Below are 24,122 nucleotides of genomic sequence, written 5' to 3'. Positions count from 1 at the left end.
GGAGTCCGCGATCTCGCTTCGGGACCGCGGCTGATCGTGACACGCACGCATCACCCGCATAGTGGCAGAAAAAAGCGGGGCAGGCGGTACAACCCGCCCACCCCGCTTCGGGAACGTGATGTCGAATCGTCGGATTCCGTGCTCCCGGATCGGACGATTCAGACGCAGATCAGCCCAGTTTCGCCCTGATTCCGGTGACGATCTTCTCGTCGACCTGGCCCCAGTACCAGAAGAAGCGCTCCTTGATCGCGTCGATCGTCAGGCCGGAGTACTGCCCGGCGAGCGTCTCGTGGAAGCGGTCCTTCGTCTCGGCGTCGAACACGTCGTTGTAGAGCGTGCGCGCTTGGCCGAAGTCGTCGTCCTCGCTGTGCAGCGTGTACGCCGAGCGCACGAGTTCGCCGTCGGACTCCCAGCTTGCCTCCACGGCGCGCTCCGGCTCGGCGTGCGGGTAGCCGAATGAGTTCGGCGCATACACCGGGGTGCCTGCGGGGTTGAAGTGGTACTGCATCGGACCCTCGTGCATGTAGTTGAACGCGGGTGCAGCGTGTGCCTGGTTCACCGGCAGCTGGTTGAAGTTCGCGCCGATGCGGTGGCGGTGCGCGTCGGGGTAGGAGAACACCCGGGCCATCAGCATCTTGTCCGGCGAGATACCGGTGCCGGGCACCTGGTTGCCGGGCGAGAACGCTGCCTGCTCGATCTCGGCGAAGAAGTTCTGCGGGTTGCGGTTGAGCACGAACTCGCCGACCTTGATGCGCGGATAGTCCTCGAAGGGCCACACCTTCGTCATGTCGAACGGGTTGAAGCGGTAGCTCTTCGCGTCGTCGTACGGCATCACCTGCACGTAGACGTCCCATCCGGGGAACTCTCCGCGATCGATGGCCTCGTAGAGGTCGCGCCGGTAGTAGTCGGCATCCTCACCTGCGATGCGCTCGGCGTCTGCCGCGTCCATCCGCTCGACGCCCTGCTTCGAGACGAAGTGGTACTGCACCCAGAAGCGCTCGCCCGCGGCGTTGACCCACTGGTAGGTGTGCGAACCGTAGCCGTTGACATGGCGCCACGACTTGGACAGGCCGCGGTCGCCCATCAGATAGGTGACCTGATGCGCCGACTCGGGCGAGAGGGTCCAGAAGTCCCACTGCATGTCGGCATTGCGCAGAGCGGAGGATCCGAGACGCTTCTGCGAGTGGATGAAGTCGGGGAACTTCATCGCGTCGCGGATGAAGAAGATCGGGGTGTTGTTGCCGACGATGTCGAGGTTGCCCTCTTCGGTGTAGAAGCGCAGCGCGTAGCCGCGTACGTCGCGCCATGTGTCGGGGGAGCCCTGCTCGCCGGCGACCGACGAGAAGCGCAGCACGACCTCGGCCTCGGCACCAGGCTGGAAGACCTTGGCGCGGGTGTACTGCGAGACGTCCTCCGTGACGGTGAAGGTGCCGAAGGCGCCGCCGCCCTTGGCGTGCGGGTTGCGCTCAGGCACCCGCTCGCGGTTGAACGACGCCAGCTTCTCGACCAGATAGCGGTCGTGCAGGGCGGTGACGCCGTCGGCGCCGGTGGTGAGCGAGTACTCGTCGCTCGTCACCGGGGTACCGGTCTGCGTCGTGGTGTAGGAGATGTCAGCCATTGCCGTTCCTTTCACATTCTGGACAGATGGCACGGAACGTCACGCTCGCCTCGAGGACGCGCATGCCGTGATCGTGCGACGGATGAAGACACGGGGCATCGCCGACGACGCACGGCACGTCTTCGACGCGGCCGCACACCACGCACTGCATGTGGTGGTGGTTGTCCCGCGCCGCGATCTCGTACAGCGCGCTCGCCGCGCCCGGCAGGCTCACCCGCTGCGCGATGCCCGCTGCGGTGAGGTCGTTGACCACACCGTGCACGGTCTGCAGGGCGATGCCTGGAATGCGGCCGAGCACGTCGGCGTGCAGCACATCGACTGCGGCGTGCGGGTGGGCGGCCATGCTCTCCAGAACGGCGACGCGCTGGGCGGTCACGCGAAGACCGGCGCGTCGGAGCGCGTCCGTCTGTTCCGAGGAGGGTGCCGTGGTCGTCATCGTGATGACATCCTAGCTTGTTCTGAGTCGTTCGTAAAAACGAACGGCACGTAAAAGGTGCGTGGCGTGTCTCATGATCTGAGCCGTAGCGACCTGCGCAGCAGGCGACTGATCGTGCGACACGCCCTAGAGTCGGCCGGCCTTCTTCAGCGAGAGGTAGCGGTCGGCGATGCGCGGAGGGAGGTCATCCGGGGTGTCGGCGATGGCGTCGGCGCCCGATCGCCGCACGCCGTTCGCGACCTGAGTCGCCGAGGCCAGCGCGGCTTCCGCGGCGGCTGCGCGATAGATCTCGTCGCTGGTGCCCCTGCCGAGTGCCAGGTCGTCGAGCCCAGTGTCGGTCGCCGTGCCGACCAGCACGGCGGTTCCCGCCCTCACCATGGTCCCGAGCGTGCCGAGGAAGCCGCGCGCGGCATCCGGGGCCTCCTGCGCCGTGAGCACGACGAGCAGAGACGGATTCGCGTACAGAGACCTGGCCTGAGCGAAGGCGGCGTCCCAGTCGGTGTCGATCAGCTGAGCCTCCACGGGCGCGAGCGCATCGACGAGCGCGGGAAGCAGGCCGGGGCCGTCGATGCCCGTCACGCGCGCGCGCACAGCACGGTCGAACGCGACGAGGTGCACGTGGTCGCCCGCGCGGTTCGCGAGCGCGGCCAGGAGCAGCGCGGACTCGAACGCCGCATCCAGGCGGGTGCCGTCGCCCACACGTGTCGCGGCCGTCCTGCCCGAGTCGATCACGATCACGACATGCCTGTCGCGCTCGGGACGCCAGGTGCGCAGCATCGTGGTGCCCGCCCGCGCCGTCGCCCGCCAATCGATCGAACGGACGTCATCGCCGCGCACGTACTCGCGCAGCGAGTCGAACTCCGTGCCCTGGCCCCTGACCTGGATGCTCGTGTTCCCGTCGAGCTCCTTCAGCCTGGCGACGCGGCTGGCGAGGTGCCTGCGCGCATGGAACGGAGGAAGCACGCGGATGGCGCCTGGCGCCGCGATAGACCGCTGCTTCCCGGCGATGCCGAGCGGACCGGCGACGCGCACCACGACGAACTCGCTGCGCAGCTCGCCACGACGGCGGGGCAGCAGCGGAACGGGAACGGTGCGGGACTCGCCGGCGGGAACATCGATCGCGATGCGGTCGCCGGGCGCACCCGCCGTCGGCTGCCACGCGTCGCGCACGCGCCCCCTGACGCGCCTGTTCGTGGGGTTTCCGAATCGGATGCGCGTGCGGACCGGGTCGGAGAGCTTGGCGCGCCGCGGCACGTCGCGGGAGACGATCAGGCCGCGGGGATCGACCGCCGCCAGCACGTCGATCCAGGCGAGCACGATGCACAGCCCGATCCACAGCCACGCCACGAACCACGGGTCGGCGCCGACCGCGTTCAGCAGCACGACGGGGATGATGCCGACCGCGACGACGATCGACGAGCGTCCGGTGAGGAACACGAGCGCGGCCTCAGATCGGGACGCGGGTCTGCTGCAGCACCGAGTTGAGCACGGCGTCGACCGAGACCCCCTCGATCTCCGCATCGGGACGCAGCTGGATGCGGTGGCGCCACACCGGTACGATCATCGCCTGCACGTGATCGGGCGTCACGGCGGGGTAGCCGCTCAGCCACGCCCACGCCTTCGCCGCCGCGAGCAGACCGGTCGAGGCGCGAGGGCTCGCGCCGACCTGAACGGAAGGGCTCTGCCTCGTCGCCCGCGCGAGATCCACGACGTACGCGAGCACGTCGTCCGTGACGGTGACGGCCGCAGCGGCGCGCTGTGCATGGAGGATCTCGTCAGCGGTGACCACGGCTTCGACCCCGTCGAGCTCGCGCGGGCGGAACCCGTCGGCGTGGCGGCGCAGCACCGTGACCTCGGCATCGCGCTCAGGAAGATCGATGACCAGCTTGAGCAGGAAGCGATCGAGCTGGGCCTCGGGGAGGGTGTAGGTGCCCTCGTGCTCGATCGGGTTCTGCGTCGCGCAGACGATGAACGGGTCGGGGAGTGCGCGCGTGACACCGTCCGCCGACACCTGGCGCTCCTCCATCGCCTCGAGCAGCGCCGACTGCGTCTTCGGGGGCGTCCGGTTGATCTCGTCGGCGAGCAGCACGTTGGTGAACACCGGTCCCTCGCGGAACTCGAACTCGCCGGAGCGCGCGTCGTAGATCAGCGAGCCCGACACATCACCTGGCATCAGGTCCGGCGTGAACTGCACCCGCTTGGTGTCGAGGCCGAGAGCACGGCTGAACGCACGCACCATCAGCGTCTTCGCGACGCCCGGCACACCCTCCAGCAGCGCGTGCCCGCGGGCGAGCAGCGTGATCAGCAGACCGGTGACGGCACCGTCCTGGCCGACGACGGCCTTGGCGACCTCGTCGCGCACCCTGGCGATGGCCTGCTGCGACTCGTTCTGCGCTGGCCCTGATGCCGGGGCGGGCACGTTCGCGACCGGGGGCTGCGACGCCGGCACAGGCTGCTCGGGCGTCGGCGAGTACCGGGGTGCACCCGGCTGCTGCGGTGCCTGCGGCTGACCGTGCTGCGGAGCTGCCTGTTCGCCTGGCGGGGCGGGGCGGGGCGGGATGTCGCTCATAGCGTCTTCCTTTCGGTTCGGACGGCGGCGTCGACGGCCGCCTCGAGGTCTCTGATGCGGTTCCCGAAATCGGCGAGGTCCGCGTCGGTCGTCGGTCGGTGTGCGAGGATCGCTCGCGCATCGGCGCGGTTCGCGCCGATGCGCGCCGCAGCGGCATCAGCGACCTCTTCCGGCGCGACCCCGAGGTTCAGGCCGAGCCGCACCGCCATACGAGCGACCGCGCCACGACGCACGAGGTCCGCGGCATGCGCCGCATCGCCTGTGCGCTGGTAGAGCCTGGCCCGGCCTTCGAGCGTTTCGCTGCCGCGCACCGTGACGGGAAGCGTCTCCGCCACCAGTGGTCCGAATCGGCGCCCGCGCCAGATGCCGCAGGCCACGGCGGCGACGGCGGCCAGCATGATCGCAGGCGACAGCCACGGCGGGGTCAGCTCGCCGAGCGTCGGGGGAGCAAGCGTCTCGTCGACGTCGCCGGGGCTCGGCACGTACCAGACGAGCTCGCCGGCTGTGCCGAGCAGGCCGATGCCGAGCGATGCGTTGCCGTTCTGGGCGAGGTGCTCGTTGTCGAAGAGTCGGGTCCCGTCGACGAGCACGACCTCCGCACCCGCCGCGTCTCCCGATAGGAGGCCGAAGGCCGATCCGACCGGGTAGCACCCCGTGTCTGCGGATCCCTGCTGCCAGATCATCCCCGGCTGCACGCCTCCCGCCCGTTGCGGTTCCGGCAGATCGCAGGCGGGCTCGGCGACGACATCCGCGGTGCCGGCGTAGAGCGAGGTCTCGCCGTCGCCGAATGTGATGCGCGTATCGCGCGAACTCGGGTCGATCAGCACGGCGCTCTGCGCAGAGCCGATCAGTTCGGTGAGGTCGGCGTCGCTGAGCACGCCTGTGTCGTTGATCACGAGCGTGCCGTCGGCCGCTGCGGCCATGGCGTCGTCGCGGCTGCGGACGATCTCGACGTCGATTCCCTGCCCGCGCAGCAGCTCGGCCAGCGCCATGCCGCCCGTAGGGCCAGGATGCTCCGGATCGAGCGCGTCCTTCTCCTGCCACTGCTGGATGGGAATCAGGGCCATCCCGATCCCCACGACCACGAGTGCGACGACGAGGGCGACCCATCCCCACGCGCGCCGCCGTCTGCCGCGGGAGGCCGCGTCAGCGGCCTGGCCGACGCCGGCCTCGTCCGATGCGACAGCGATCTCGCTCACGACGCGGCTCCGAACGCGAAGGCGAGCTTGACCGGCGTCGTGTGCGCGACGTCGTCGTCCACGCGGGTGACCTCTGCGTATGTCTCGGCGGTGCCGGGCCGGCGGAGATACCTCACGTCGTCGAAGCGGGCCGCCGCGCGCCGCAGCGCATCACCGTGCTCTGGGAAGAACTCGGCGGCCACGTCGGCCAGACCGATCGCCGTGATGCCGGGCACCGGGTCGAGGATGTCTCGCTCGTCGAGGGCGCGCGCGAGCGCGCGGAAGCGGTCGGTGATCGCCTGCTCCCACCGACCGGAGGCCGCGTGGGAGTCAGCGTCCGCGCGCAGGTCGGCGGCCGAGCGGCGGTCGTCCTCGCCGAAGAGCAGCGCAGACGGCTGCGACTGCCGATGTGCGAGCTTCGGCCTGCCCCAGAGGATGAGGCCGGCAGCGATCAGCGCCGCGAGCAGCACGATCACGACGATGACGACGAGCGGGCTCCACGAGACGCCCACTCCGCGCAGCGTGAGCGAGGAGAGGAAATCGGCGATGGCGAGGGCGATCCTGTCGATGAGGTTCGGCTGCGCCGCCTCGTACACCTGCCGGGACAGCTCCTCTTCGGCGAGCCTGCGGGCGTCGTCGGGCTCGGGCAGATCGGGGAGCGCGGTCAGAACGTGGGCGAATGGACTCACGGCGCGGGTGCGCCCCCCTGTGTGCCTCGGTCATCGTGCTCGCGCGGCGGGGCGTAGGGCGGGACGGGCGGCGCCTGGGGCGGGTACGGCTGCTGCGGAGGCCGGCCGTACGGCGCTGCCGATGTACCGGGCGCCGCGTATGGATCGGGCTGCACGCCCGGTGCCCGGTACGGGGCCTGCTGCCCGTAGCCGGCCTGCTGCCCCGGCGCGGCGTACGGGCCCTGCGGCTGGTAGCCGTATGCGCCCTGCTGTGCGTAGCCGGGGGCGCCCTGCACCGGGAATCCCGGAGCGGGATATCCGTAGCCGAACGTCGCGCGCGGAGGGGCGACGTCGTTCGGGTCGTAGACGTAGGGGTCGTCGAGCGCCGTGCTGCCGGCGTCGCGCGACTCGACGTAGCGCTGCATCTTCATGTCGATGCCCTCGCGTCGCATCCGGAGATCGAGGTACACCAGCGCAGACGACGTGCTCACGACGACCGCCGTCACGCACTGCACGAGGAACGAACCGATCATGGAGAGCCCGAACGCGAAGACGAACATCACACCGTCACCCGCAGCCCCGCCGGTGGGAGCGATGATCGTTCCGAGCATCATGCCGAGGAACATCAGCGGGTAGGAGACCACGGAACCCGCGGTGCCGAGAATCAGCGACAGCAGGATGTAGATGCCGAAGGTCGGCCAGAACCGCCCTTTGGTGAGCGTCCAGGATCGCGAGATCGCATGGAATACGCCGGCGCGCTCGAGCACGATCGTCGGCGTGACGACGTAGAGCTTCGTGTAGAGCCAGAAGAACAGGACGAGGCCGCCCGGGATCCCGAGCAGCAGGGCGATGACGCCGAGCACCGGTCCCGCCTCGGTGAGAGAGAAGAACGCGATCATGGCGGCGACGATGGCGACGACGATGATGAGCGCGAGGGACATCAGCAGGGTGTAGCCGACGAGCGTCCAGATGCGGCCCTTCACCCTGGCCCATATGCGCCCGAACGTCGCCTTCTCGCCGAGGGCGGAGAACGACACCTCGCCGACGACGACCGCCTGCACGATGATCGCCAGTGCTCCGACGGCCAGGCCGAGCACGACGGCGCTGCCGCCCGTGATCACGGCGGCGCCGGCTTCGAGCTCGCGGTAGTCGGCGGAGCTCATGGACACTGTGTCGAGGCGGGAGTACGCCCAGAACGAGATCGCTCCGACGGCGGTGGCGAGGATCACACCCGCGGCCATCTGCAGGCCGATGGCGAAGCCGAGCAGCACCTTCGGGTTCCCCCGCAGAGCACCGAAAGACTTGCCCAGCACGGTGCCGAACCCGAGCGGATGCAGCGGAATCAGGCCACCGCGCGATGCGGGCGTCCATGAGGGCGCGTTCGTCATGTCATCCTCCTCGCGGGCGCGCGCACGACGAGCGTCACCCGGCACCATCGTTTCACAGATGGACGGCGCTCGTACCGCCGCAGCATCGGGCAGAACTGCCCGCTTTCGCCCGCCGATCGGCGAAGTCGGCACGCCTCATCCGGATGTGACCGGCCTTCGGATAATCTGGGCAGATGACAGCCCGGATCCTGGTCGTTGACGATGACACCGCGCTCGCCGAGATGATCGGTATCGTGCTGCGCACGGAGGGCTTCGAGCCGTCCTTCTGCTCCGACGGCGCACTGGCGGTCGAGAGCTGGCGGCGGGAGAAGCCCGATCTCGTGCTTCTCGATGTGATGCTGCCCGGAAAGGACGGCATTCAGATCTGCACGGAGATCCGGCAGGAGTCAGGGGTGCCTGTGATCATGCTCACGGCCAGAACCGACACGACGGACGTGGTCAGCGGGCTCGAGGCCGGCGCAGACGACTACATCGTCAAACCCTTCAATCCCAAGGAGCTCGTCGCGCGCATCCGCACGCGGCTGCGCACGGGGACGGACAACGAGTCCGCGGAGACGATGAGGGTCGGCGACCTCACGATCGACGTCGCCGCGCACGAGGTCAAGCGCGACGAATCGGTCATCGCGCTCACGCCGCTCGAATTCGAGCTGCTCGTCGCGCTGGCGTCGAAGCCGAACCAGGTGTTCTCCCGCGAGATGCTGCTCGAACAGGTGTGGGGCTACCACTACAAGGCAGACACCCGTCTCGTGAACGTGCACGTGCAGCGTCTGCGTGCCAAGGTCGAAGTCGACCCTGACGACCCGAAGATCGTGACGACGGTGCGGGGCGTCGGCTACCGCGCCGGAGCCGTCGTCTCCTAGATCGTGTCCCCTGCGCCGGCCGTTCCAGCGCCATCGGCCGGCCGCGGTCCGATGCGAACGGTTCGTCGCGTCTCGAGTCTGTGGCGCGGCTCGCTGCGGTTCCGAACCACCCTCATCGCGGTCATCACGACCGTCGTCGCCGTGATGATCGCGTGCGTGTGGATGGCGGCGCAGATCCAGAGCGACCTGTTCGAGTCGCGCAGCGCGCAGGTGCAGTCGGACGCGGCCCGCGCCGTGCAGATGGCGCAGGAGGAGCTCAGCGAGGCGGAGGACGCGACGGAGCGCACCGAGGCGGACGGCCTCATCAAACGCGCTTTCGGCGTGCTCGTCGAGCAGTCGCGCACGTCGAGTGTCGTGTATCAGCGCGTCGACCAGACACCGTCGACGATTGCGCCGCCGGATGGGGGCGCCGCCGATCTGCGGCCCGAGCTGGGGCTGATCAGTGAGGGACTGAGCGAGCGTGTGAGCACGAGCGACCAGCAGTGGTGGCAGTCGGTCGAGCTGCGCGCGGAGGACGGCTCGGCGAATCCCGGCATCATCGTCGGGCAGCAGCTGAACGTGCCGGGTGTCGGTGCATACGCGATCTACTTCGGCTACGACCTGGTCGATTCGAACGAGACGCTCGGCTTCGTGCAGCGTACGCTGTGGATCGCCGGCGCACTGCTCGTCGCCATCGTCGGCCTGATCACCTGGCTGGTGCTGCGCTCGATCGCAGATCCCATCATCGAGGTGGCCGAGACCAGCCGCCGCATCGCGGACGGCGATCTGCAGGTGCGCATTCCGGTCGAGGGCGAGGATGAGCTCGCCGCGCTCGGCGCATCGTTCAACCAGATGGCTGACAGCATCGAGGAGCAGATCCGCGAGCTGGCGGAGCTCTCGCTCGTGCAGCAGCGGTTCGTCTCGGATGTCTCGCACGAGCTTCGCACGCCGCTGACGACCATACGGCTGGCGGCGGAGATGATCAACGACCAGCGCGAGAACCTCGACGGGGCGATGGCGCGCGCGGCCGAGCTGCTGTACGCGCAGGTCGCGCGCTTCGAGGAGCTGCTCGGCGACCTGCTGGAGATCAGCCGCTACGACGCCGGCTCCGTGCAGCTCGAGCATGAGGCGATCGCGCTCGCGGCCATCACCGAGGACGTCGCCGACTCGATGCACCAGCTGGCGGAGCAGCACGGCACAGACCTGAACGTGGTCGCGCCGGGCGGTCACACACCCGTCGACATGGACCCCCGTCGTGTGCGGCGCGTGCTGCGCAACCTCATCGGGAACGCGATCGAGCACGGTGACGGCAGGCCGATCACGATCACCGTCGACAGCGATGAGACCGCCGTAGCCGTCGGCGTGCGCGATCAGGGCATCGGCATGACCGAGGAGGACAGCCAGCGCGTGTTCGATCGCTTCTGGCGCGCTGACCCCTCGCGAAAGCGATCGATCGGCGGAAGCGGTCTCGGCCTGTCGATCGCCCTGGGCGACGCCGTTCTGCACGGCGGCAGGCTCGAAGTGTGGTCGAGGCCCGGCAGCGGCACGAACTTCGTGCTCACGCTGCCGCGCGGCGCGGGGGAGCGGCTGTCATCCACGGGACCCGTGCCGCTCGAACCGGACGACGCGACTGAGGAGGTTCTCCCGTGAAGAAACCTGGTCGTCTGATCCGGGCAGTCGCGGTGCTCGCCGGGGGTGCCGCCCTGCTCGCCGCGTGCGCCGGCCTGCCGACCTCCGGGCCCGTCAACCCCGGAGTTCCGGCGGACGAGGTCGCCGATGCACCGTTCCTCTACTATCCGGGGGGCCCGGCGGTCGGAGCGACGCCGGAGCAGATCGTCAGCGGTTTCGTGGAGGCAGCGACCAGTCCTGCGGAGGGCTGGACGACCGCCAGGGAGTTCCTCACCTCCGCGTTCGCCGCCGACTGGGAGCCGGATGCGCACGTGACGATCGACGTCCCGAGCGCCAGGGCGTACGACGCCGCGCGGCTCCAGGATGAGGGGATCGTCGAGGTCAGCGTCGAGCCCGTCGCCACAGTCGACGAGCGCGGCGTCTACCGCGTGTCGGACACGCCCCAGACCCAGCTGGCGTTCGAACTCGAGCAGCGCGAGGACGGCGAATGGCGCATCTCACGGGCACCGGCCGGCATCGTGCTCGATCGCGATGTGTTCCCCGACGTGTACCACGACTACACGCTGCAGTACTACGACCCGACCTGGAGCTACCTCGTGCCAGACGTGCGCTGGTACCCGGCGGAGACGAGTGAGAGCAGGATCGCGGCCGAACTGCTCCGCGGTCCGAGTCCGTATGTCGCAGGCGGCGTCAAGACGGCTTTCCCTCGGGGTACGCAGCTGGCGGCGGCCGGTGTCGTCGTGGACGGTTCGACCGGCGCCGACATCACGCTCACGCAGGACGCAGCGTCAGCGGACGCGGCGGAGACGAGCCGGATGCGCGCGCAGATCGCGGCGAGCCTGGCGAGCTTCGGCGTACTGAGCGTCAGGCTGCACGCGGGCAACGGGGATCTCACCGCCGAGGCGCATGTGCCGGCGTCGACTCGACCCGATTCGCGCGCCCTCGTGCTGGGCGACACGGGGTACGACGAAGGCTTCGGCTTCCTCGACGCGGGCGGATCGATCGACGACCTCTCGAGCTTCGGCGACGTCGCGGACGAGATCGGCGACGCCACCTCGATCTCGTTGTCGTCGGACCGCACGGCGCTGATCGTGCAGGGCGAGGACGGTGTGGTCTCGCGCCGCACCACCGACGGCGGTGCACCGCTCGACCAGCGCGACGACCTGATCGAGCCGACGCTCGATCCGCAGGGCTTCCCGTGGAGTGTCCCACAGGACGCGCCGGGCGATCTCGTGGCCTACACGCAGGACTACCAGCCGCTGCCGATCGACAACGCCTTCGACGGCGCGCGGCGCGTTCTCGCGATGCAGGTGTCGCGGGACGGCGCCAGGATGGCCGCACTGATCTCGACCGAGTCCGGCACCTGGGCCGTCGTCATCCCGATCATCAGGGATGCGGACGGAACGCCGACTGCGCTCGGGGATCCGGTGGGCGTGACCGCGCTCGACGGAGCGGGCATCGACGTGGCATGGCTCGACGACAGCTCGATCGGCATCGTCGCACGCGATTCGGCCGGCATCGAGGTCATCCAGCAGCAGGTCGGCGGACCGGCGAACCGGATGTCGGCCGAACCGGACACCACGGGCATCGCAGCGGGGTCTCAGCAGACGGTGGCGCGCCTGCTCAGCGAGGGCGGCACCATGTACGTGCGCCGTGGCTCAACCTGGCAGGCGGCCGCAACCGGTATCGACGTGCTCGGCACCCAGCTCGGATCCCCGCGCGGCTGACCCGAGCCCCGCTGCCGAGATGCGCACTTCTCACCGAGATGCGCCGTTCTGGTCGCCGTTTCAGACAATAAGTGCGCATCTCGGCGGCCAGCCCGCGGGCGTCCGGATGATCGGCGGCACAGTGGGGGAATGGACCGGATGCGCGGGGCCCTGAGCGAGGCACTCTCCTTCGTGCTGCCGGTCGCGTGCCCGGGGTGCGGTGCGCGCGGCACGGCCCTGTGCGAAGTGTGTCGCGAGCTGCTGGCGGAGTGCGTGCTGGCTCGCGAACTCGGCGGCGGCATCGTCGCGCACGCCGCACTGTCCTACGAGGGAGTCCCCGCTATGGCGATCAGGGCGATGAAGGAGCGGGGTCGCACCGACATCGCCAGGGCGTTCGCGCCGGCGATGCGCTCGGCGATGGCTGCTGCGGTGCGCGACCTCGATCGCGCGGCGTTCGTGCCGGTGCCGACATCGCGCAGGTCGATGCGCCTGCGGGGCTACCGGGTTCCCGACCTGCTCGTGCGCCGCGCCGGCGCGCCGGCTGTGCGACTGCTCCGCCCGGCGTTCGCGGCTGGCGATCAGCGCGCACTCGGGCGCGACCAGCGGCGCCGCAACGTCGCAGGGGCGCTGCGCGCTCGCCGGGGTGCGCAGCGAGGCGACCCGCCCGTCGTGATCGTCGACGATGTCATCACAACCGGTGCGACGTGCCAGGAGGCGGCGATCGCGCTGAGGGATGCGGGGTTCGATGTGGCCGGTGCCGTCGCACTCGCCAGCACACCGATGAGACAGGGCCGAGAGCCCGGCGCAGGCGGCACGGAGTGATTACACGATATCGATTTCGGACGGTGTTGTGAACCCGAATCGCCGACCGGATCGACAGACGGAACATATGCAGAAACAACCGCCGTTCGGGTAGTGACAGGAGCGTGAATGGCGGACTAAGTTTTAGGGAACGCGACGCCAGGTCGCCCGAACAAGGGTCGGCGGCAACGCCGACCGGAATGGGAGGCACCAATGGACATCGACATCACGGGAGTCGGCGTGAGCATCAGCGATCGCTTCCGCACGGTGGTGGAGGAGAAGTCCGCGCGGATCGAGAACATCGCGCCGCGCGCGCTGTCCTTGGACGTCAAGGTCACGCATCGCCTGCACCGCAACCGGGTGGAGGAGGAGACGGTCGAACTCACGCTCGAGGGCAAGGGCCCGCTGGTCCGAGCTGAGGCGCGGGACGGCGACAAGTTCGCAGCCTTCGAAATGGCGATCGACAAGCTGATCGAGCAGGTGCGCAGGGCGAAGGACAAGAGGGTCAAGGCCCGAATCCACCCCAAGCGCGCACACTTCGAGAAGGAGACCGGGGCGCTCGAGGGGATCGACGTGAAGCCGGCTCCGGTCGATGTGATCCAGGCCGTGGCGACAGGTGCGGTGCCCGTCGCGCAGCAGGAAGAGGACGAGGAGTACTCGCCCGTCGTCATCAGGACGAAGGAGTTCCAGCCGGAGTGGATGACGGTCGAGGAAGCGGTCGACCGGATGGAGCTGGTCGGTCACGACTTCTTCCTCTTCATCGACTCGCGCAGCGACCACCCGAGCGTCGTGTACCGGCGCCGTGGCTGGGACTACGGCGTCATCTCCCTCACGACGCAGACGCAGCCCGAGGCGGCGCTGGTCGGCTGAGGCGCCCGCGCAACCCCGCAGAATGACGATGGGTGCTCCGATCCGGCGGATCCGGAGCACCCATCGTCATCGTGGCGGGGCGTCAGTCGAACATGTCGCCGATGATGCCGCCGAGGAGGAGGCCTCCGACGGCGGGGCCCAGGATGCCCCCGCCGCCCATGCCGCCTCCGCGGCCGCCCATGCCCCAGTCGTCGTAGCCGCCGCGGTGTCGGTCGTCGTCGATGTCGCGTTGGGCGAGCTGCATCGCCTCGTTCGCGAGCCGGGAGATGCGCCTGGCCATGCCCTGCGCCTCTCGCCGGGTGTCCTCGCTCGGCACCAGCGGCTCGACGTCGATGCGGAGCCGTTCGGCCTCGGCGAGCCTGGTGCGGGCGTCCGCACCGATGTGGCCGCGGTGGCCGCTGATCAGACTGCGCGCGATCGACAGAGCACGGTCCGCTGCGTCGATCTCGTGCCGCACGTGCGTGATCGACGGCACGGGGTTCGCCGCCCGATCCCTCGCCTTGGCGACGGCGTCGTCCAGTGCGGCATTCGCTTCGCGGAGCTTGGCGAGATCGTCGAACGGGTCAGTCGGGTCCCCGGGCCCCGGCAGATCGGACAGCGCGCGCTCGAGCGCGGCGACCGCCGACGTGACGCCGGAGGTCTGCGGCTCCCGCCTGGCGGCGGCGATGTCGCCGCGGGAGTCGGCCACCACGTCTGCCAGCGTCGACTGCGCACGCATCGCCTCGATCTCGAAGTCCTCGACGCCGTCGAGGATGGCCTTCGCCCGTCGGACGGACTCCGTCGAAGTCTCGAGTGCGGCAAGCGACTCCGGCGTGCGCCCGTCGTCGCGCCGCCGTTCGGCGACACCAGCGGAGCGCGCGGCGAACTCGAGCAGCTGCTCGGCCTCATCCGGGTTCGATGACACGCGCTGCATCGCAGCGGCGCTGTAGCGCCCGGTGAGCCGATCGACGACGGCCTTCGCGTGCGGAATCCGTTCACGCAGACGCTCGGCGTCGCGCCGCACGCCTTCGATGATCTGCGGTGCGCGCCTGACCCGCTCGATCTGCTCCTTCAGCGCGTCGGTGCGCTCATCGAGCACATCATCGGCCCACTCGCACAGCTGCACGATCCGTGCGTTGCGCGTGCGCAGCTCCTCCGGAGTGTCGGGAATGTCGTCGTGGTTGAGCTGGTGCAGCTGGAAGGCCTCGCCCATGTGTGTGCGGACCGCCTCGATGCCCTGTCGCACGTCGCGAGTCGCCTCGTCGCCGAGCTCGGCCTGCGCGAACGCGACCTCATCGGCCGTCGACCTGATCCGCTCGTCCGTCGCCACGAGAGCCGCCTGCGCACGCTTGGCGAGATCGGCGTCCTCCGCGGACTGCCGCTCGTCGGCCTGGCGACTGCGCTTTCCCCAGAAACCCATGCTCCGATCCTACGGTCGCAGCCTGTGTCCCGGATGCCGCTGTGCGGTCATGAGATCGCCGTGCGGCGGGACAGGTCGCTCCGCCGCGGCGGCACGAGCCAGGAAGCGGCGGCGAGCGCGAGCGGCAGCCCGACGCCGAGCAGGACGAGGAAGAACCACGGCACATCGGCCATCGACTGATCGAGGCCGCCGTGTGAGCCGCTGATCATCACGCCGCCGAGCACGGGAAGGATGCCGGTGACCGCACCGGTGAGGCATCCGAATCCGGCGATGATCAGCCCCTGCCAGAACGTCACCGACCGGCGCAGTCGGGGTGCGCCGCCCACAGCGGCGAGGGTCGCGTCATCGGATCGGCGCTCGACCCGCGACAGCCCGAGCGCGACGGTGCTCGCTCCGATGACCAGCACAGCGGTGCCGACGAGCACGAGCCACAGCCAGGTCGCCGTCTCCTCCGGACCGGATTCGAGGGTCGCTCCCGCTGAGTCGGTGCCGTCGGGGAACCGGAGTGCGATCGACGACAGCTGCTCGGTGAGACGGTCCTGCACCTCCTGGCTCGGCGGTTCGTCGTAGGCGGCGACGGCGCCCTGGAAGGACACGGTGAGCCCGAGCTCCTCCGCTGTGTCGGGTGCGACGAAGATCTCCCGTCCCATCTGCATCGGGCCAGCATCGATCGCGATGCCGGGCAGCGCCGTGGCGGCCACCGGTTCGGGGGAGGCGTCCGGATCGCTGCGTTCGAACTGGCCGTACGTCCAGGTGTTGATGATGAGCTCGTCATTCGCCTCGCTCAGCCATGCCTCGTCGGTGACGATCGCTGCGCCGTCGGCATAGCCGGCCATGGCGGCATCAGGGATCGCTGTTCCCGTCACGGTGGCGAGCTCGTCCGCGGCGACCACATTGATCTGCGAGCGAGCGCCTGATCCGGCCACCTCCCCGAGCTTCGCCCCGAGAGCGCTCTGGCACAGGTCCCAGCCGGCGTCGCCGTCGGACAGATCGGCGCACGAGACGTAGCGCTGCAGCTCGGGGCTGACCACCTCGGCATCCTCCTGGAGACCCGGGCTTCCCGACCGGACGTCGAGGGTGGCCCGGACGACACCGACCGACGCGGGAGAGGTGGCATCGAGTGCCGCCATCGCCGCCTCCTCCGCCTCCGTGGCATCAGGGAAGACCTCGAGGGTTTCGTAGTCGTAGGTGCTCACCCACATCCCGACGCTGCCGACCGGCGCCTGGTAGTACCAGTTCCGCGCGCTCTGCTCGCCCGTGACGCCGACGAGTCCGAGCACGACGGATGCGGCGAAGGCGCACGCCGCGATCGCGCCGAACGCGGGGACGACGCGCGACGGTGCGGCTGCGGCATCCCTGGCGGCCAGCCGGGCACCCAGGCTGACCCGGCTGAGCAGGCGGGCGAGCACCGTGAGCAGCCAGTGCCCGGCGAGGATCACACCGGCCTGCAGCACGAGCGGCCCGGCGATGACGCCCGCCATCCCGGCGAAGACGAGCAGCGATGTCAGCTCCGTCCACGGCTGTTCGCTCACCCAGACCACGAAGCCTGCGCCCGCGAGGGTCAGGCCGACACCGACGAGGATCAGCAGGGAGCCCCATTTCGGCCGATCGGTGCGCAGGACGACGGGCCTGCGGGCGCCGCGCAGCGCACCGATCACATTCTGTCGCGATGCGCTGCGGGCAGGGGCGAGTGCGGCGAGCGTGCCGACGACGACGGCGAACGCGGCGACACCGATCAGCGCGAGCCACGGAATGTGCAGCCCCCACGGATGGGTCGACGAGCCGTCGGCGGTTGCCGTCGTCAGCCACGCCCCGACCCCGATGCCCGCACCGGTGCCGATGACGCCGCCGAGCAGCCCCAGCGCCGTGCCCTGCAGCAGCACGATCCGGAAGATGTCAGAACGCGTCGCCCCGACTCCGGCGGCCATCGCGAGCTGTCGCTGCTGGCGTCGGGCGCTCACTGCGAGCGCCGCCCCGGCGAGCAGGACGATCAGGTAGGCGGAGAACGCCAGCGCCGCGGCCATCATGCCGGTGACGACCAGTCCGCTCAGACTGCTCGTGTCGAAGGCAGGCGATGCGTCGTCACCCGGATCCGCCGCCAGGCCGGGGACGTAGGCGACCACGCCCTCGGCGTTGAGGTCGTGCACCTCATCGGGAGTCGGAGCCCAATCGGCAGAGAACCACGTCGTCGCAGTCGGGGAGGCGTCGACGCCCGCAGACAGCGCGGGATTGTGCGGCAGGAAGAGCCGAGCGACCTCGTCGGAGTCACGTGCCTCGCGCATCACCGCCGCGATGGTGAACGTGGCATCCGGATCGTGCAGGCGGAGCACGTCGCCGACGTCGGCGCCGAGCCGGTCGAGCGCCGCCGGCGACACCGCCGCTTCGTTCGGTCCGAGCGGTCTCGTGCCGGAGACGATGTCGAGTCTGCCGTTCAGCCGGGCGTCTCCGATGTCCCCGATCACCGCGGGCAGATCCGCTTCTCCGCCTGCTGTCTCGGTGCGCACGCTGGTGCTGGTCAGCGACAGCAGCTCCGTGTCCTGCGGAACGAACGGCTCGGGGGAGTCGGGCATCTCACCCTCGTCGTGCACACGGCTGCCGTCGGCGGCGGTGTCGTACTTCACCCACTCCGGATCGTCCAGGTACTGCCGACGCGACGGATCCGCGCCGCCCACGACGCGCAGCCACCCTTCGGTCTCGCCGACCGAGACGGTGGCCTCCTCCTGGGCGGTCGGGGTCTGACTGTCGGCGTACACGGCGGCGCCGGATGCCGCCACCAGCGGCAGCGCGACGAGGACCGTGACGAGTGCGCTCGTGCGCCAATCGCGCAGCACCTGCCTCGCGGCGAGCCGTGCCGCTGCGCGCCAGCGCGCGGATCCGGAACGTCGCTGCGGCGGTTCACCGGTTTCGGACGGCGTGCGCTCCGGAACGTCGAGCGTGACCGTCATGCGCCGAGCACCGCGCCGTTGTGACCCGTGCGGCGCATCATCGTGCCCCCGCCAGCAGCGACTCCGCGCTCTGGCGGCGCGACTCGTCGATGATCCTGCCGTCGCGCAGGAACACGATCCGGTCGGCCCACGCCGCGTGCCGCGCCTCGTGGGTGACGAGGATGCCGGCCGCGCCCTCGTCGATGCGCGAGCGCAGCATCCGCATCACCGCTTCGCCCGTGACGGAGTCGAGCGCCCCTGTCGGTTCGTCCGCCAGGATCAGGCGGCGCCCGCCGACGACCGCCCGTGCGATCGCGACCCGCTGCTGCTGACCGCCGGAGAGATCGTCGGGGAACGCGTCGTGCTTGGCGTCGAGGCCGACGGAATCGAGCGCCTCGCGCCCCGCCCTGCGCGCCACGCGCCGCGAGAATCCGTCCAGCTCGAGCGGAAGCGTCACGTTCTCGATCGCTGTGAGGGTCGGGATGAGGTTGAAGTCCTGGAACACGAAGCCGAGCGAGCGGCGACGCAGCTGCGCGATCCGCTTCTGCGGCATGCCCTGAAGATGCTCGCCTTCGATCACGACCTGGCCCGACGTGGTTTCGGTGAGCCCCCCGGCGATCGACAGCAGCGTCGACTTGCCCGATCCGGATGCCCCCATCACGGCGACGAGTTCGCCGCGTGCGACATCGAGGTCGATCCCTCGCAGCGCGGAGACGGCAGTGGCGCCCTCGCCGTACTGTCGGCTGACGGCGACGAGGCGGAGCACCGCGTCGGTGCGGACTTCGGGGGCGTGCCGCGACGCCGCCCGCGCCGCGGCGTCGATCGCCTCGGTGGTGAAGCCTCCCGTATTCGAAGGTTCCGTCGCCTCCTCGGGGGCGGGGTCGGGATTGGGACTGCGGCGGTACCGCGGTCCGAGATCCTCTTCGCCCTCCGCCCTTCGCGACCTGCGGCGTCGCGGCTCGCCGCTCACGCGCGGACCCCCTGCTTCGCCGGGCGCCCGCGCTTGGGGCGCTTCGTCGACAGCTCGAGCCCGATGGCGTGATCCGGATGCATCATCAGACGCTGCTCGGTGTGGTCGAGCCAGCGTGCCTCCGCCTCCGCGGCGAAGATCATCGATTCGACGACCAGCGACCACGCCAGCTCCTCCGGGCCGTCCGGATTCTGACCGGCGTACTTCGTGCGCTGCAGCGATTGCAGCTGCGCGAGCGTGGCGCGGCGCTGCGTCTGGATCACTCCCGCGACGTCCACCCCAGGCAGCGTCGCGGCCAGCGAGAGCTTGATCGCCAGCTCGTCGCGGGTTCCGCCGCCGCGCTCGACTGGGCTGCCGAGCCATCCGATCACCTCCTGCGACCCGGCGTCCGTGATCCGCCAGAAAACGTGACCGCGCTCGTCTGCGTCTGAGCGGGTGACGAGCCCGTCTCGCTCGAGCCGCTCGAGCGTGTTGTAGATCTGTCCGACGTTCAGCGGCCACGTCGATCCGGTGCGCCGGTCGAACTCTGCTCGCAGTTGGTAGCCGTAGCAGGGGCCCTGATCCAGGATGGCCAACAGGCTCAATCGCACCGACATCCGGTTCTCCTCGTGGTCGACATTGGAATTGGTTTCCGCGTATGTATGTACCGAGTATATGCATACTGGGAAAACTGACAACGTCTCCGGTGTCGGCGCGTCGCTGCCGGAGGTCTGTGCCTGTTCATAGTCACGGGCGGATAACATGGCTTTGTATGTCCGCGCCGGGCCGGTGCGGTACGAGCGTCAACCGGCAGTCCGCGACCCGCGAGACGCGCCGATGAGGAGAAAACACGTGGCCAATCCCTTCGAGAAGCTCCTTCGTGCCGGCGAGGGACGCGTCCGCCGCAAGCTGAACCAGGCCGTCAAGGCTGTGAACGCCCTCGAAGAGGACTACGAGCAGCTCAGCGATGAGGAGCTGCGCGGCGAGACCGTCGAGCTGCGCGCGCGCTATCAGAAGGGCGAGACGCTCGACCAGCTGATGCCGGAGGCCTTCGCCGCCGTGCGGGAGGCGGCCAAGCGCACTCTCGGCATGCGCCCGTACGACGTGCAGGTGATGGGTGCGGCCGCGCTGCACTTCGGCAACATCGCGGAGATGAAGACCGGTGAGGGAAAGACCCTCGTGGCGACGCTGCCTGCGTATCTGAACGCGATCGCCGGTGAGGGCGTGCACGTGATCACGGTGAACGACTACCTCGCCTCCTATCAGGCAGATCTGATGGGTCGTGTCTTCCGGGCCCTCGGCATGACGACCGGAACGATCATCTCCGGCCAGAAGCCGGCCGAGCGCCGGGAGCAGTACGAAGCCGACATCACGTACGGCACGAACAACGAGTTCGGCTTCGACTACCTCCGCGACAACATGGCGTGGCGCAAGGAGGACATCGTCCAGCGCGGCCACTTCTTCGTGATCGTCGACGAGGTCGACTCGATCCTCATCGACGAGGCACGCACGCCGCTGATCATCTCCGGACCATCATCGGGCGAGGCCAACCGCTGGTTCGCGGAGTTCGCCAAGATCGCGAAGACGCTCGAGCGCGAGGTCGACTTCGAAGTCGACGAGAAGAAGCGCACGGTCGGCGTGCTCGAGCCCGGCATCGAGAAGGTCGAGGACTACCTCGGCATCGACAACCTCTACGAGTCGGCGAACACGCCGCTGATCTCGTTCCTGAACAACTCGATCAAGGCTCTGGCGCTGTTCCACCGCGACCACGACTACGTCGTCATGAACGACGAGGTCATGATCGTCGACGAGCACACCGGTCGCATCCTCGCCGGCAGGCGATACAACGAGGGCATCCACCAGGCCATCGAGGCGAAGGAGGGCGTGCCGGTCAAGGCCGAGAACCAGACGCTCGCCACCGTGACGCTGCAGAACTACTTCCGCCTGTACGACAAGCTCTCGGGCATGACCGGTACGGCAGAGACCGAGGCCGGCGAGTTCATGTCGACCTACAAGCTCGGCGTCGTGCCGATTCCGACGAACAAGCCGATGATCCGCAAGGATGAGGCCGACCTCGTCTACGCCACGGAAGAGGGCAAGTTCACGCAGGTCGTCGATGACATCGCCCGGAGGCACGAGGCCGGCCAGCCCGTGCTGGTGGGAACGGTCAGCGTCGACAAGAGCGAGCACCTCTCGCGGATGCTCCGCAAGCGCGGCATCAGACACGAGGTGCTGAACGCGAAGAACCACGCGCGAGAGGCCGAGATCGTCGCGCGCGCCGGTCAGCTGGGTGCCGTCACCGTCGCCACCAACATGGCAGGTCGCGGAACCGACATCATGCTCGGCGGCAACGCCGAGTTCATGGCGGTGCAGCGGATGAAGGACGCCGGTCTCGATCCGAAGGAGACCCCCGAGGAGTACGAGGCCGAGTGGGACGGCGTCTACGAGCAGGTCAAGGCGGAAGTCACCGAGCAGGCTGACAAGGTCCGCGACGCCGGCGGTCTGTACGTGCTGGGCACGGAGCGGCACGAGTCGCGCCGCATCGACAATCAGCTCCGCGGTCGCTCGGGACGACAGGGCGACCCCGGCGAGAGCCGTTTCTACCTCTCGCTGCAGGACGACCTGATGCGCAAGTTCCAGCGCGGCTCGGCCGACGCGCTGATCGCGCGCGGTGTGCCGGAGGATGTTGCGATCGACTGGAAGATCGTGGGCCGCCTGATCAGGAGCGCGCAGGGCCAGATCGAGAGTCGCAACGCCGAGTCGCGCAAGAACGTGCTCAAGTACGACGATGTGCTCAACCGCCAGCGCGAGGCGATCTACTCCGACCGCCGTCACATCCTCTCCGGCGACGACATCGCCGATCGCGTCCAGCACTTCCGCGAAGATGCGATCAACGCGGTCGTCGACGAGCACATCGTCGGCGGGCACAGCGACGGCTGGGACTTCGACGCGCTGTGGACCGAGCTGAAGACGCTGTACCCCGTGAACGTCACGATCGACGAGGTCGTGGACGAGGCGGCCGGCCGTAAGGGCGGGATCACGGTCGACGGACTCAAGCGCGAGCTTCTCAGTGATGCGGCGATCGCCTACACATCGCGCGAGGAGCAGCTCGGCGAGGCCGCGACTCGCGAACTCGAGCGACGCGTCGTGCTGCAGGTGCTCGACCGCCGCTGGCGCGACCACCTCTACGAGATGGACTACCTCAAGGACGGCATCGGTCTGCGGGCCATGGCCCAGCGCGATCCGCTGATCGAGTACCAGCGCGAGGGCTTCCAGATGTTCCAGACGATGATGGGGCAGATCAAGGAGGAGGTCACCGGCTACCTGTTCAACCTCGAGGTCGAGGTGCGCCGCAAGCAGGACGGCGGCGATGCTCAGCCCGAGGTCGAGGCGAAGGGCCTCGCCGACGACGCAGGCCCCCAGCAGCTCGAGTACTCGGCGCCCAGCGAGGACGGCGACATCGAGGTTCGCAACGACAACGGGCAGGTGCGCCACCAGAGCGAAGAGGCGCCGAAGCAGCAGGGAGCGTTCGGGCAGGCGGCTGACAGGGCCAAGGCGCAGCAGGGCGGTGCCAACCGCGCGGCGCGCCGCGCGAACGCCAAGAAGAAGTAGCGCATCGCGCGAGGGCGGCAGGCACCGGATGGGCCTGCCGCCCTCGCGCGCCGGGGCGTCCGGATGTCCGGAGCAGCCGGGTGCCGCGCGTATCCTGGTTCGATGAGCACTCTGCGCCCGCTGGATCAGTCGTCGAAGTTGAAGAACGTCCTCTATGAGATCCGCGGCGCAGCGCTCGAACAGGCCGCACAGCTGGAGGCCGACGGCCACAACATCCTGAAGCTCAACACGGGGAACCCCGCGGTGTTCGGCTTCGAGGCGCCGCACCAAATCGTGCGCGACATGATCGAGACGATCCCGCAGTCGCACGGCTACAGCGACAGCAAGGGCATCCTCGGTGCGCGCCGCGCGATTGCGAGCCGCTACGAGAACGAGCCCGGCTTCCCGGAGGTCGACGTCGATGACGTCTACCTCGGCAACGGGGTGTCCGAGCTGATCACGATGACGATGCAGGCGCTGCTCGACGCCGGCGACGAGGTGCTCATCCCGAGCCCCGACTACCCGCTGTGGACGGCGATGACGAGCCTCGCCGGCGGCACCCCCGTGCACTACGTCTGCGACGAGCAGAGCGACTGGCAGCCGGATCTCGAGGACATCAGGGCCAAGGTGACGCCGAACACCAAGGCGATCGTCATCATCAACCCGAACAACCCGACCGGTGCCGTCTACAGCCGCGAGGTGATCGAAGGGCTGGTGCAGATCGCGCGCGAGAACTCTCTGCTGCTGCTCAGCGACGAGATCTACGACCGGATCCTGTTCGACGACGCCGAGCACGTCTCCACCGCGTCGGTCGCGCCCGATCTGCTGTGCCTGACGTTCAACGGCCTGTCGAAGACCTACCGCGTCGCCGGGTTCCGCTCCGGCTGGCTCCTCATCACCGGCCCGCGCGAGCACGCCTCGGGCTTCCTCGAGGGCATCCAGCTGCTCGCCTCCACCCGCCTGTGCGCGAACGTGCCGGCGCAGCACGGCGTGATCGCCGCTCTCACCGGGCAGCAGTCCATCGATGCGCTGATCGCGACCGACGGCCGCCTGCATCAGCAGCGAGACGTCGCGTGGGAGGCGCTGAACGCCATCCCCGGCGTGAGCTGCGTCAAGCCGCGCGGCGCTCTCTACGCCTTCCCGCGCCTCGACCCGGAGGTGCACGAGATCCGCGACGACTCCAAGCTCGTCTACGACTTCCTCGTGAGCGAGCACGTTCTGCTGGTTCCCGGATCCGGCTTCAACTGGCCCACCCACGACCACCTGCGCATCGTCACGCTGCCAGAGCCCCGTGTCATCGCCGAGGCCATCGAGCGCTTCGGCAACTTCCTCGCGAGCTACCGGCAGTAGGCGAGCGTCCTTCTCCGGACCGGAGCGCCCCTCCGGTTGCGGTCACATCTGCCGCCCGGCTTCCGAGGTGCGAGGTGCCCTTGCCCGGGCCGGAGGGAGCGGTCGTCCGAACGCTGGCACCGGGTTCGGCGGGAGCGGATGCGCAGCATCCGCGAGGGAATGCCGGCCGGACGACCGCGCCCGCAGGCCCGACGCGCACCCACAGCC

At 69.3% G+C, this 24,122-nt stretch carries 18 protein-coding genes; 7 read left to right on the top strand and 11 right to left on the bottom strand.

The features are described 5' to 3' along the window. Window positions 1–169: 169 nt before the first annotated feature. From DZG09_RS12590 to DZG09_RS12560, 7 genes are all read right to left on the bottom strand, one after another. Window positions 170–1,618, bottom strand: a complete 1,449-nt coding sequence (locus DZG09_RS12590; protein WP_119698107.1) for a catalase — start codon at window positions 1,616–1,618, stop codon at window positions 170–172. Then, complete coding sequence (locus DZG09_RS12585; RefSeq protein ID WP_119698106.1) at window positions 1,611–2,054, bottom strand: Fur family transcriptional regulator; 444 nt, start codon at window positions 2,052–2,054, stop codon at window positions 1,611–1,613. Before DZG09_RS12585 ends, DZG09_RS12590 begins: the two co-directional genes overlap by 8 nt. 126 nt (window positions 2,055–2,180) lie before the next feature. Beyond that, window positions 2,181–3,491: a DUF58 domain-containing protein gene (locus DZG09_RS12580; protein WP_119698105.1), complete on the bottom strand. Its 1,311-nt coding sequence runs from the start codon at window positions 3,489–3,491 to the stop codon at window positions 2,181–2,183. Between the two features lie 10 nt (window positions 3,492–3,501). Further along, window positions 3,502–4,623: an AAA family ATPase gene (locus DZG09_RS12575; RefSeq protein ID WP_240424014.1), complete on the bottom strand. Its 1,122-nt coding sequence runs from the start codon at window positions 4,621–4,623 to the stop codon at window positions 3,502–3,504. Continuing rightward, window positions 4,620–5,822 (bottom strand): DUF4350 domain-containing protein, encoded by a 1,203-nt coding sequence (locus DZG09_RS12570; protein WP_240424012.1) that lies wholly within the window; start codon window positions 5,820–5,822, stop codon window positions 4,620–4,622. Before DZG09_RS12570 ends, DZG09_RS12575 begins: the two co-directional genes overlap by 4 nt. Continuing rightward, entirely contained in the window at window positions 5,819–6,490 is a 672-nt protein-coding gene (locus DZG09_RS12565; protein WP_119698104.1) for a DUF4129 domain-containing protein, read from the bottom strand. Before DZG09_RS12565 ends, DZG09_RS12570 begins: the two co-directional genes overlap by 4 nt. Then, window positions 6,487–7,857, bottom strand: coding sequence for a glycerophosphoryl diester phosphodiesterase membrane domain-containing protein (locus DZG09_RS12560; RefSeq protein ID WP_162893310.1), 1,371 nt, complete (start codon window positions 7,855–7,857; stop codon window positions 6,487–6,489). Before DZG09_RS12560 ends, DZG09_RS12565 begins: the two co-directional genes overlap by 4 nt. 173 nt (window positions 7,858–8,030) lie before the next feature. On the opposite strand from DZG09_RS12560, the gene mtrA reads away from it, so the two are divergent. The 5 genes from mtrA (at window position 8,031) to hpf (ending at window position 13,702) form a co-directional block, all read left to right on the top strand. Further along, a complete protein-coding gene (gene mtrA / locus DZG09_RS12555) occupies window positions 8,031–8,717 on the top strand; it encodes an MtrAB system response regulator MtrA (protein WP_119698102.1) in 687 nt (228 codons plus the stop codon). Window positions 8,718–8,768: 51 nt separating this feature from the next. Beyond that, complete coding sequence (gene mtrB / locus DZG09_RS12550; RefSeq protein ID WP_119698101.1) at window positions 8,769–10,346, top strand: MtrAB system histidine kinase MtrB; 1,578 nt, start codon at window positions 8,769–8,771, stop codon at window positions 10,344–10,346. Beyond that, the gene (locus DZG09_RS12545) at window positions 10,343–12,052 is read left to right on the top strand and encodes an LpqB family beta-propeller domain-containing protein (protein ID WP_119698100.1); all 1,710 of its coding nucleotides are present in this window, start codon (window positions 10,343–10,345) and stop codon (window positions 12,050–12,052) included. The genes mtrB and DZG09_RS12545 overlap by 4 nt, the downstream gene beginning before the upstream one ends. A 129-nt stretch (window positions 12,053–12,181) precedes the next feature. Continuing rightward, the gene (locus DZG09_RS12540; RefSeq protein ID WP_119698099.1) at window positions 12,182–12,853 is read left to right on the top strand and encodes a ComF family protein; all 672 of its coding nucleotides are present in this window, start codon (window positions 12,182–12,184) and stop codon (window positions 12,851–12,853) included. 192 nt (window positions 12,854–13,045) lie between these two features. After that, complete coding sequence (gene hpf / locus DZG09_RS12535) at window positions 13,046–13,702, top strand: ribosome hibernation-promoting factor, HPF/YfiA family (RefSeq protein WP_119698098.1); 657 nt, start codon at window positions 13,046–13,048, stop codon at window positions 13,700–13,702. An 82-nt stretch (window positions 13,703–13,784) separates the two neighbouring features. Here hpf and DZG09_RS12530 read toward each other — a convergent pair whose 3' ends face one another. From DZG09_RS12530 to DZG09_RS12515, 4 genes are all read right to left on the bottom strand, one after another. Then, window positions 13,785–15,101 carry a coiled-coil domain-containing protein gene (locus tag DZG09_RS12530; RefSeq protein ID WP_119698097.1) on the bottom strand — a complete coding sequence of 439 codons (1,317 nt, stop codon included), beginning with the start codon at window positions 15,099–15,101 and terminating at the stop codon, window positions 13,785–13,787. 47 nt (window positions 15,102–15,148) lie between these two features. Beyond that, a complete protein-coding gene (locus DZG09_RS12525; RefSeq protein ID WP_119698096.1) occupies window positions 15,149–18,046 on the bottom strand; it encodes an ABC transporter permease in 2,898 nt (965 codons plus the stop codon). Between the two features lie 37 nt (window positions 18,047–18,083). After that, the gene (locus DZG09_RS12520) at window positions 18,084–18,791 is read right to left on the bottom strand and encodes an ABC transporter ATP-binding protein (protein WP_119698301.1); all 708 of its coding nucleotides are present in this window, start codon (window positions 18,789–18,791) and stop codon (window positions 18,084–18,086) included. A gap of 200 nt (window positions 18,792–18,991) precedes the next feature. Beyond that, on the bottom strand, window positions 18,992–19,591 hold the full coding sequence (locus DZG09_RS12515; RefSeq protein ID WP_119698095.1) for a PadR family transcriptional regulator: 600 nt from the start codon (window positions 19,589–19,591) through the stop codon (window positions 18,992–18,994). Window positions 19,592–19,826: 235 nt separating this feature from the next. On the opposite strand from DZG09_RS12515, the gene secA reads away from it, so the two are divergent. Both secA and DZG09_RS12505 read left to right on the top strand, forming a co-directional pair. Then, window positions 19,827–22,586 carry a preprotein translocase subunit SecA gene (gene secA / locus DZG09_RS12510; RefSeq protein WP_119698094.1) on the top strand — a complete coding sequence of 920 codons (2,760 nt, stop codon included), beginning with the start codon at window positions 19,827–19,829 and terminating at the stop codon, window positions 22,584–22,586. 102 nt (window positions 22,587–22,688) lie between these two features. Next, window positions 22,689–23,915, top strand: a complete 1,227-nt coding sequence (locus DZG09_RS12505; protein ID WP_119698093.1) for a pyridoxal phosphate-dependent aminotransferase — start codon at window positions 22,689–22,691, stop codon at window positions 23,913–23,915. Window positions 23,916–24,122 lie beyond the last annotated feature (207 nt).

The sequence above is a fragment of the Microbacterium halotolerans genome, from assembly GCF_003569805.1.
Lineage (GTDB): Bacteria > Actinomycetota > Actinomycetes > Actinomycetales > Microbacteriaceae > Microbacterium > Microbacterium halotolerans.
The sequence above is the reverse complement of the archived record's forward strand: the minus strand, read 5'-3'. Positions and strand labels throughout refer to the sequence as shown.

Bases quoted from the DNA above. Each gene is read 5' to 3' on its own strand.
- DZG09_RS12560 (WP_162893310.1), bottom strand. From the start codon at position 7,857: ATGACGAACGCGCCCTCATGGACGCCCGCATCGCGCGGTGGCCTGATT.
- DZG09_RS12530 (WP_119698097.1), bottom strand. From the start codon at position 15,101: ATGGGTTTCTGGGGAAAGCGCAGTCGCCAGGCCGACGAGCGGCAGTCC.
- DZG09_RS12590 (WP_119698107.1), bottom strand. From the start codon at position 1,618: ATGGCTGACATCTCCTACACCACGACGCAGACCGGTACCCCGGTGACG.
- DZG09_RS12585 (WP_119698106.1), bottom strand. From the start codon at position 2,054: ATGACGACCACGGCACCCTCCTCGGAACAGACGGACGCGCTCCGACGC.
- DZG09_RS12505 (WP_119698093.1), top strand. From the start codon at position 22,689: ATGAGCACTCTGCGCCCGCTGGATCAGTCGTCGAAGTTGAAGAACGTC.
- DZG09_RS12540 (WP_119698099.1), top strand. From the start codon at position 12,182: ATGGACCGGATGCGCGGGGCCCTGAGCGAGGCACTCTCCTTCGTGCTG.
- DZG09_RS12525 (WP_119698096.1), bottom strand. From the start codon at position 18,046: ATGACGGTCACGCTCGACGTTCCGGAGCGCACGCCGTCCGAAACCGGT.
- DZG09_RS12515 (WP_119698095.1), bottom strand. From the start codon at position 19,591: ATGTCGGTGCGATTGAGCCTGTTGGCCATCCTGGATCAGGGCCCCTGC.
- mtrA (WP_119698102.1), top strand. From the start codon at position 8,031: ATGACAGCCCGGATCCTGGTCGTTGACGATGACACCGCGCTCGCCGAG.
- hpf (WP_119698098.1), top strand. From the start codon at position 13,046: ATGGACATCGACATCACGGGAGTCGGCGTGAGCATCAGCGATCGCTTC.
- DZG09_RS12575 (WP_240424014.1), bottom strand. From the start codon at position 4,623: ATGAGCGACATCCCGCCCCGCCCCGCCCCGCCAGGCGAACAGGCAGCT.
- mtrB (WP_119698101.1), top strand. From the start codon at position 8,769: ATGCGAACGGTTCGTCGCGTCTCGAGTCTGTGGCGCGGCTCGCTGCGG.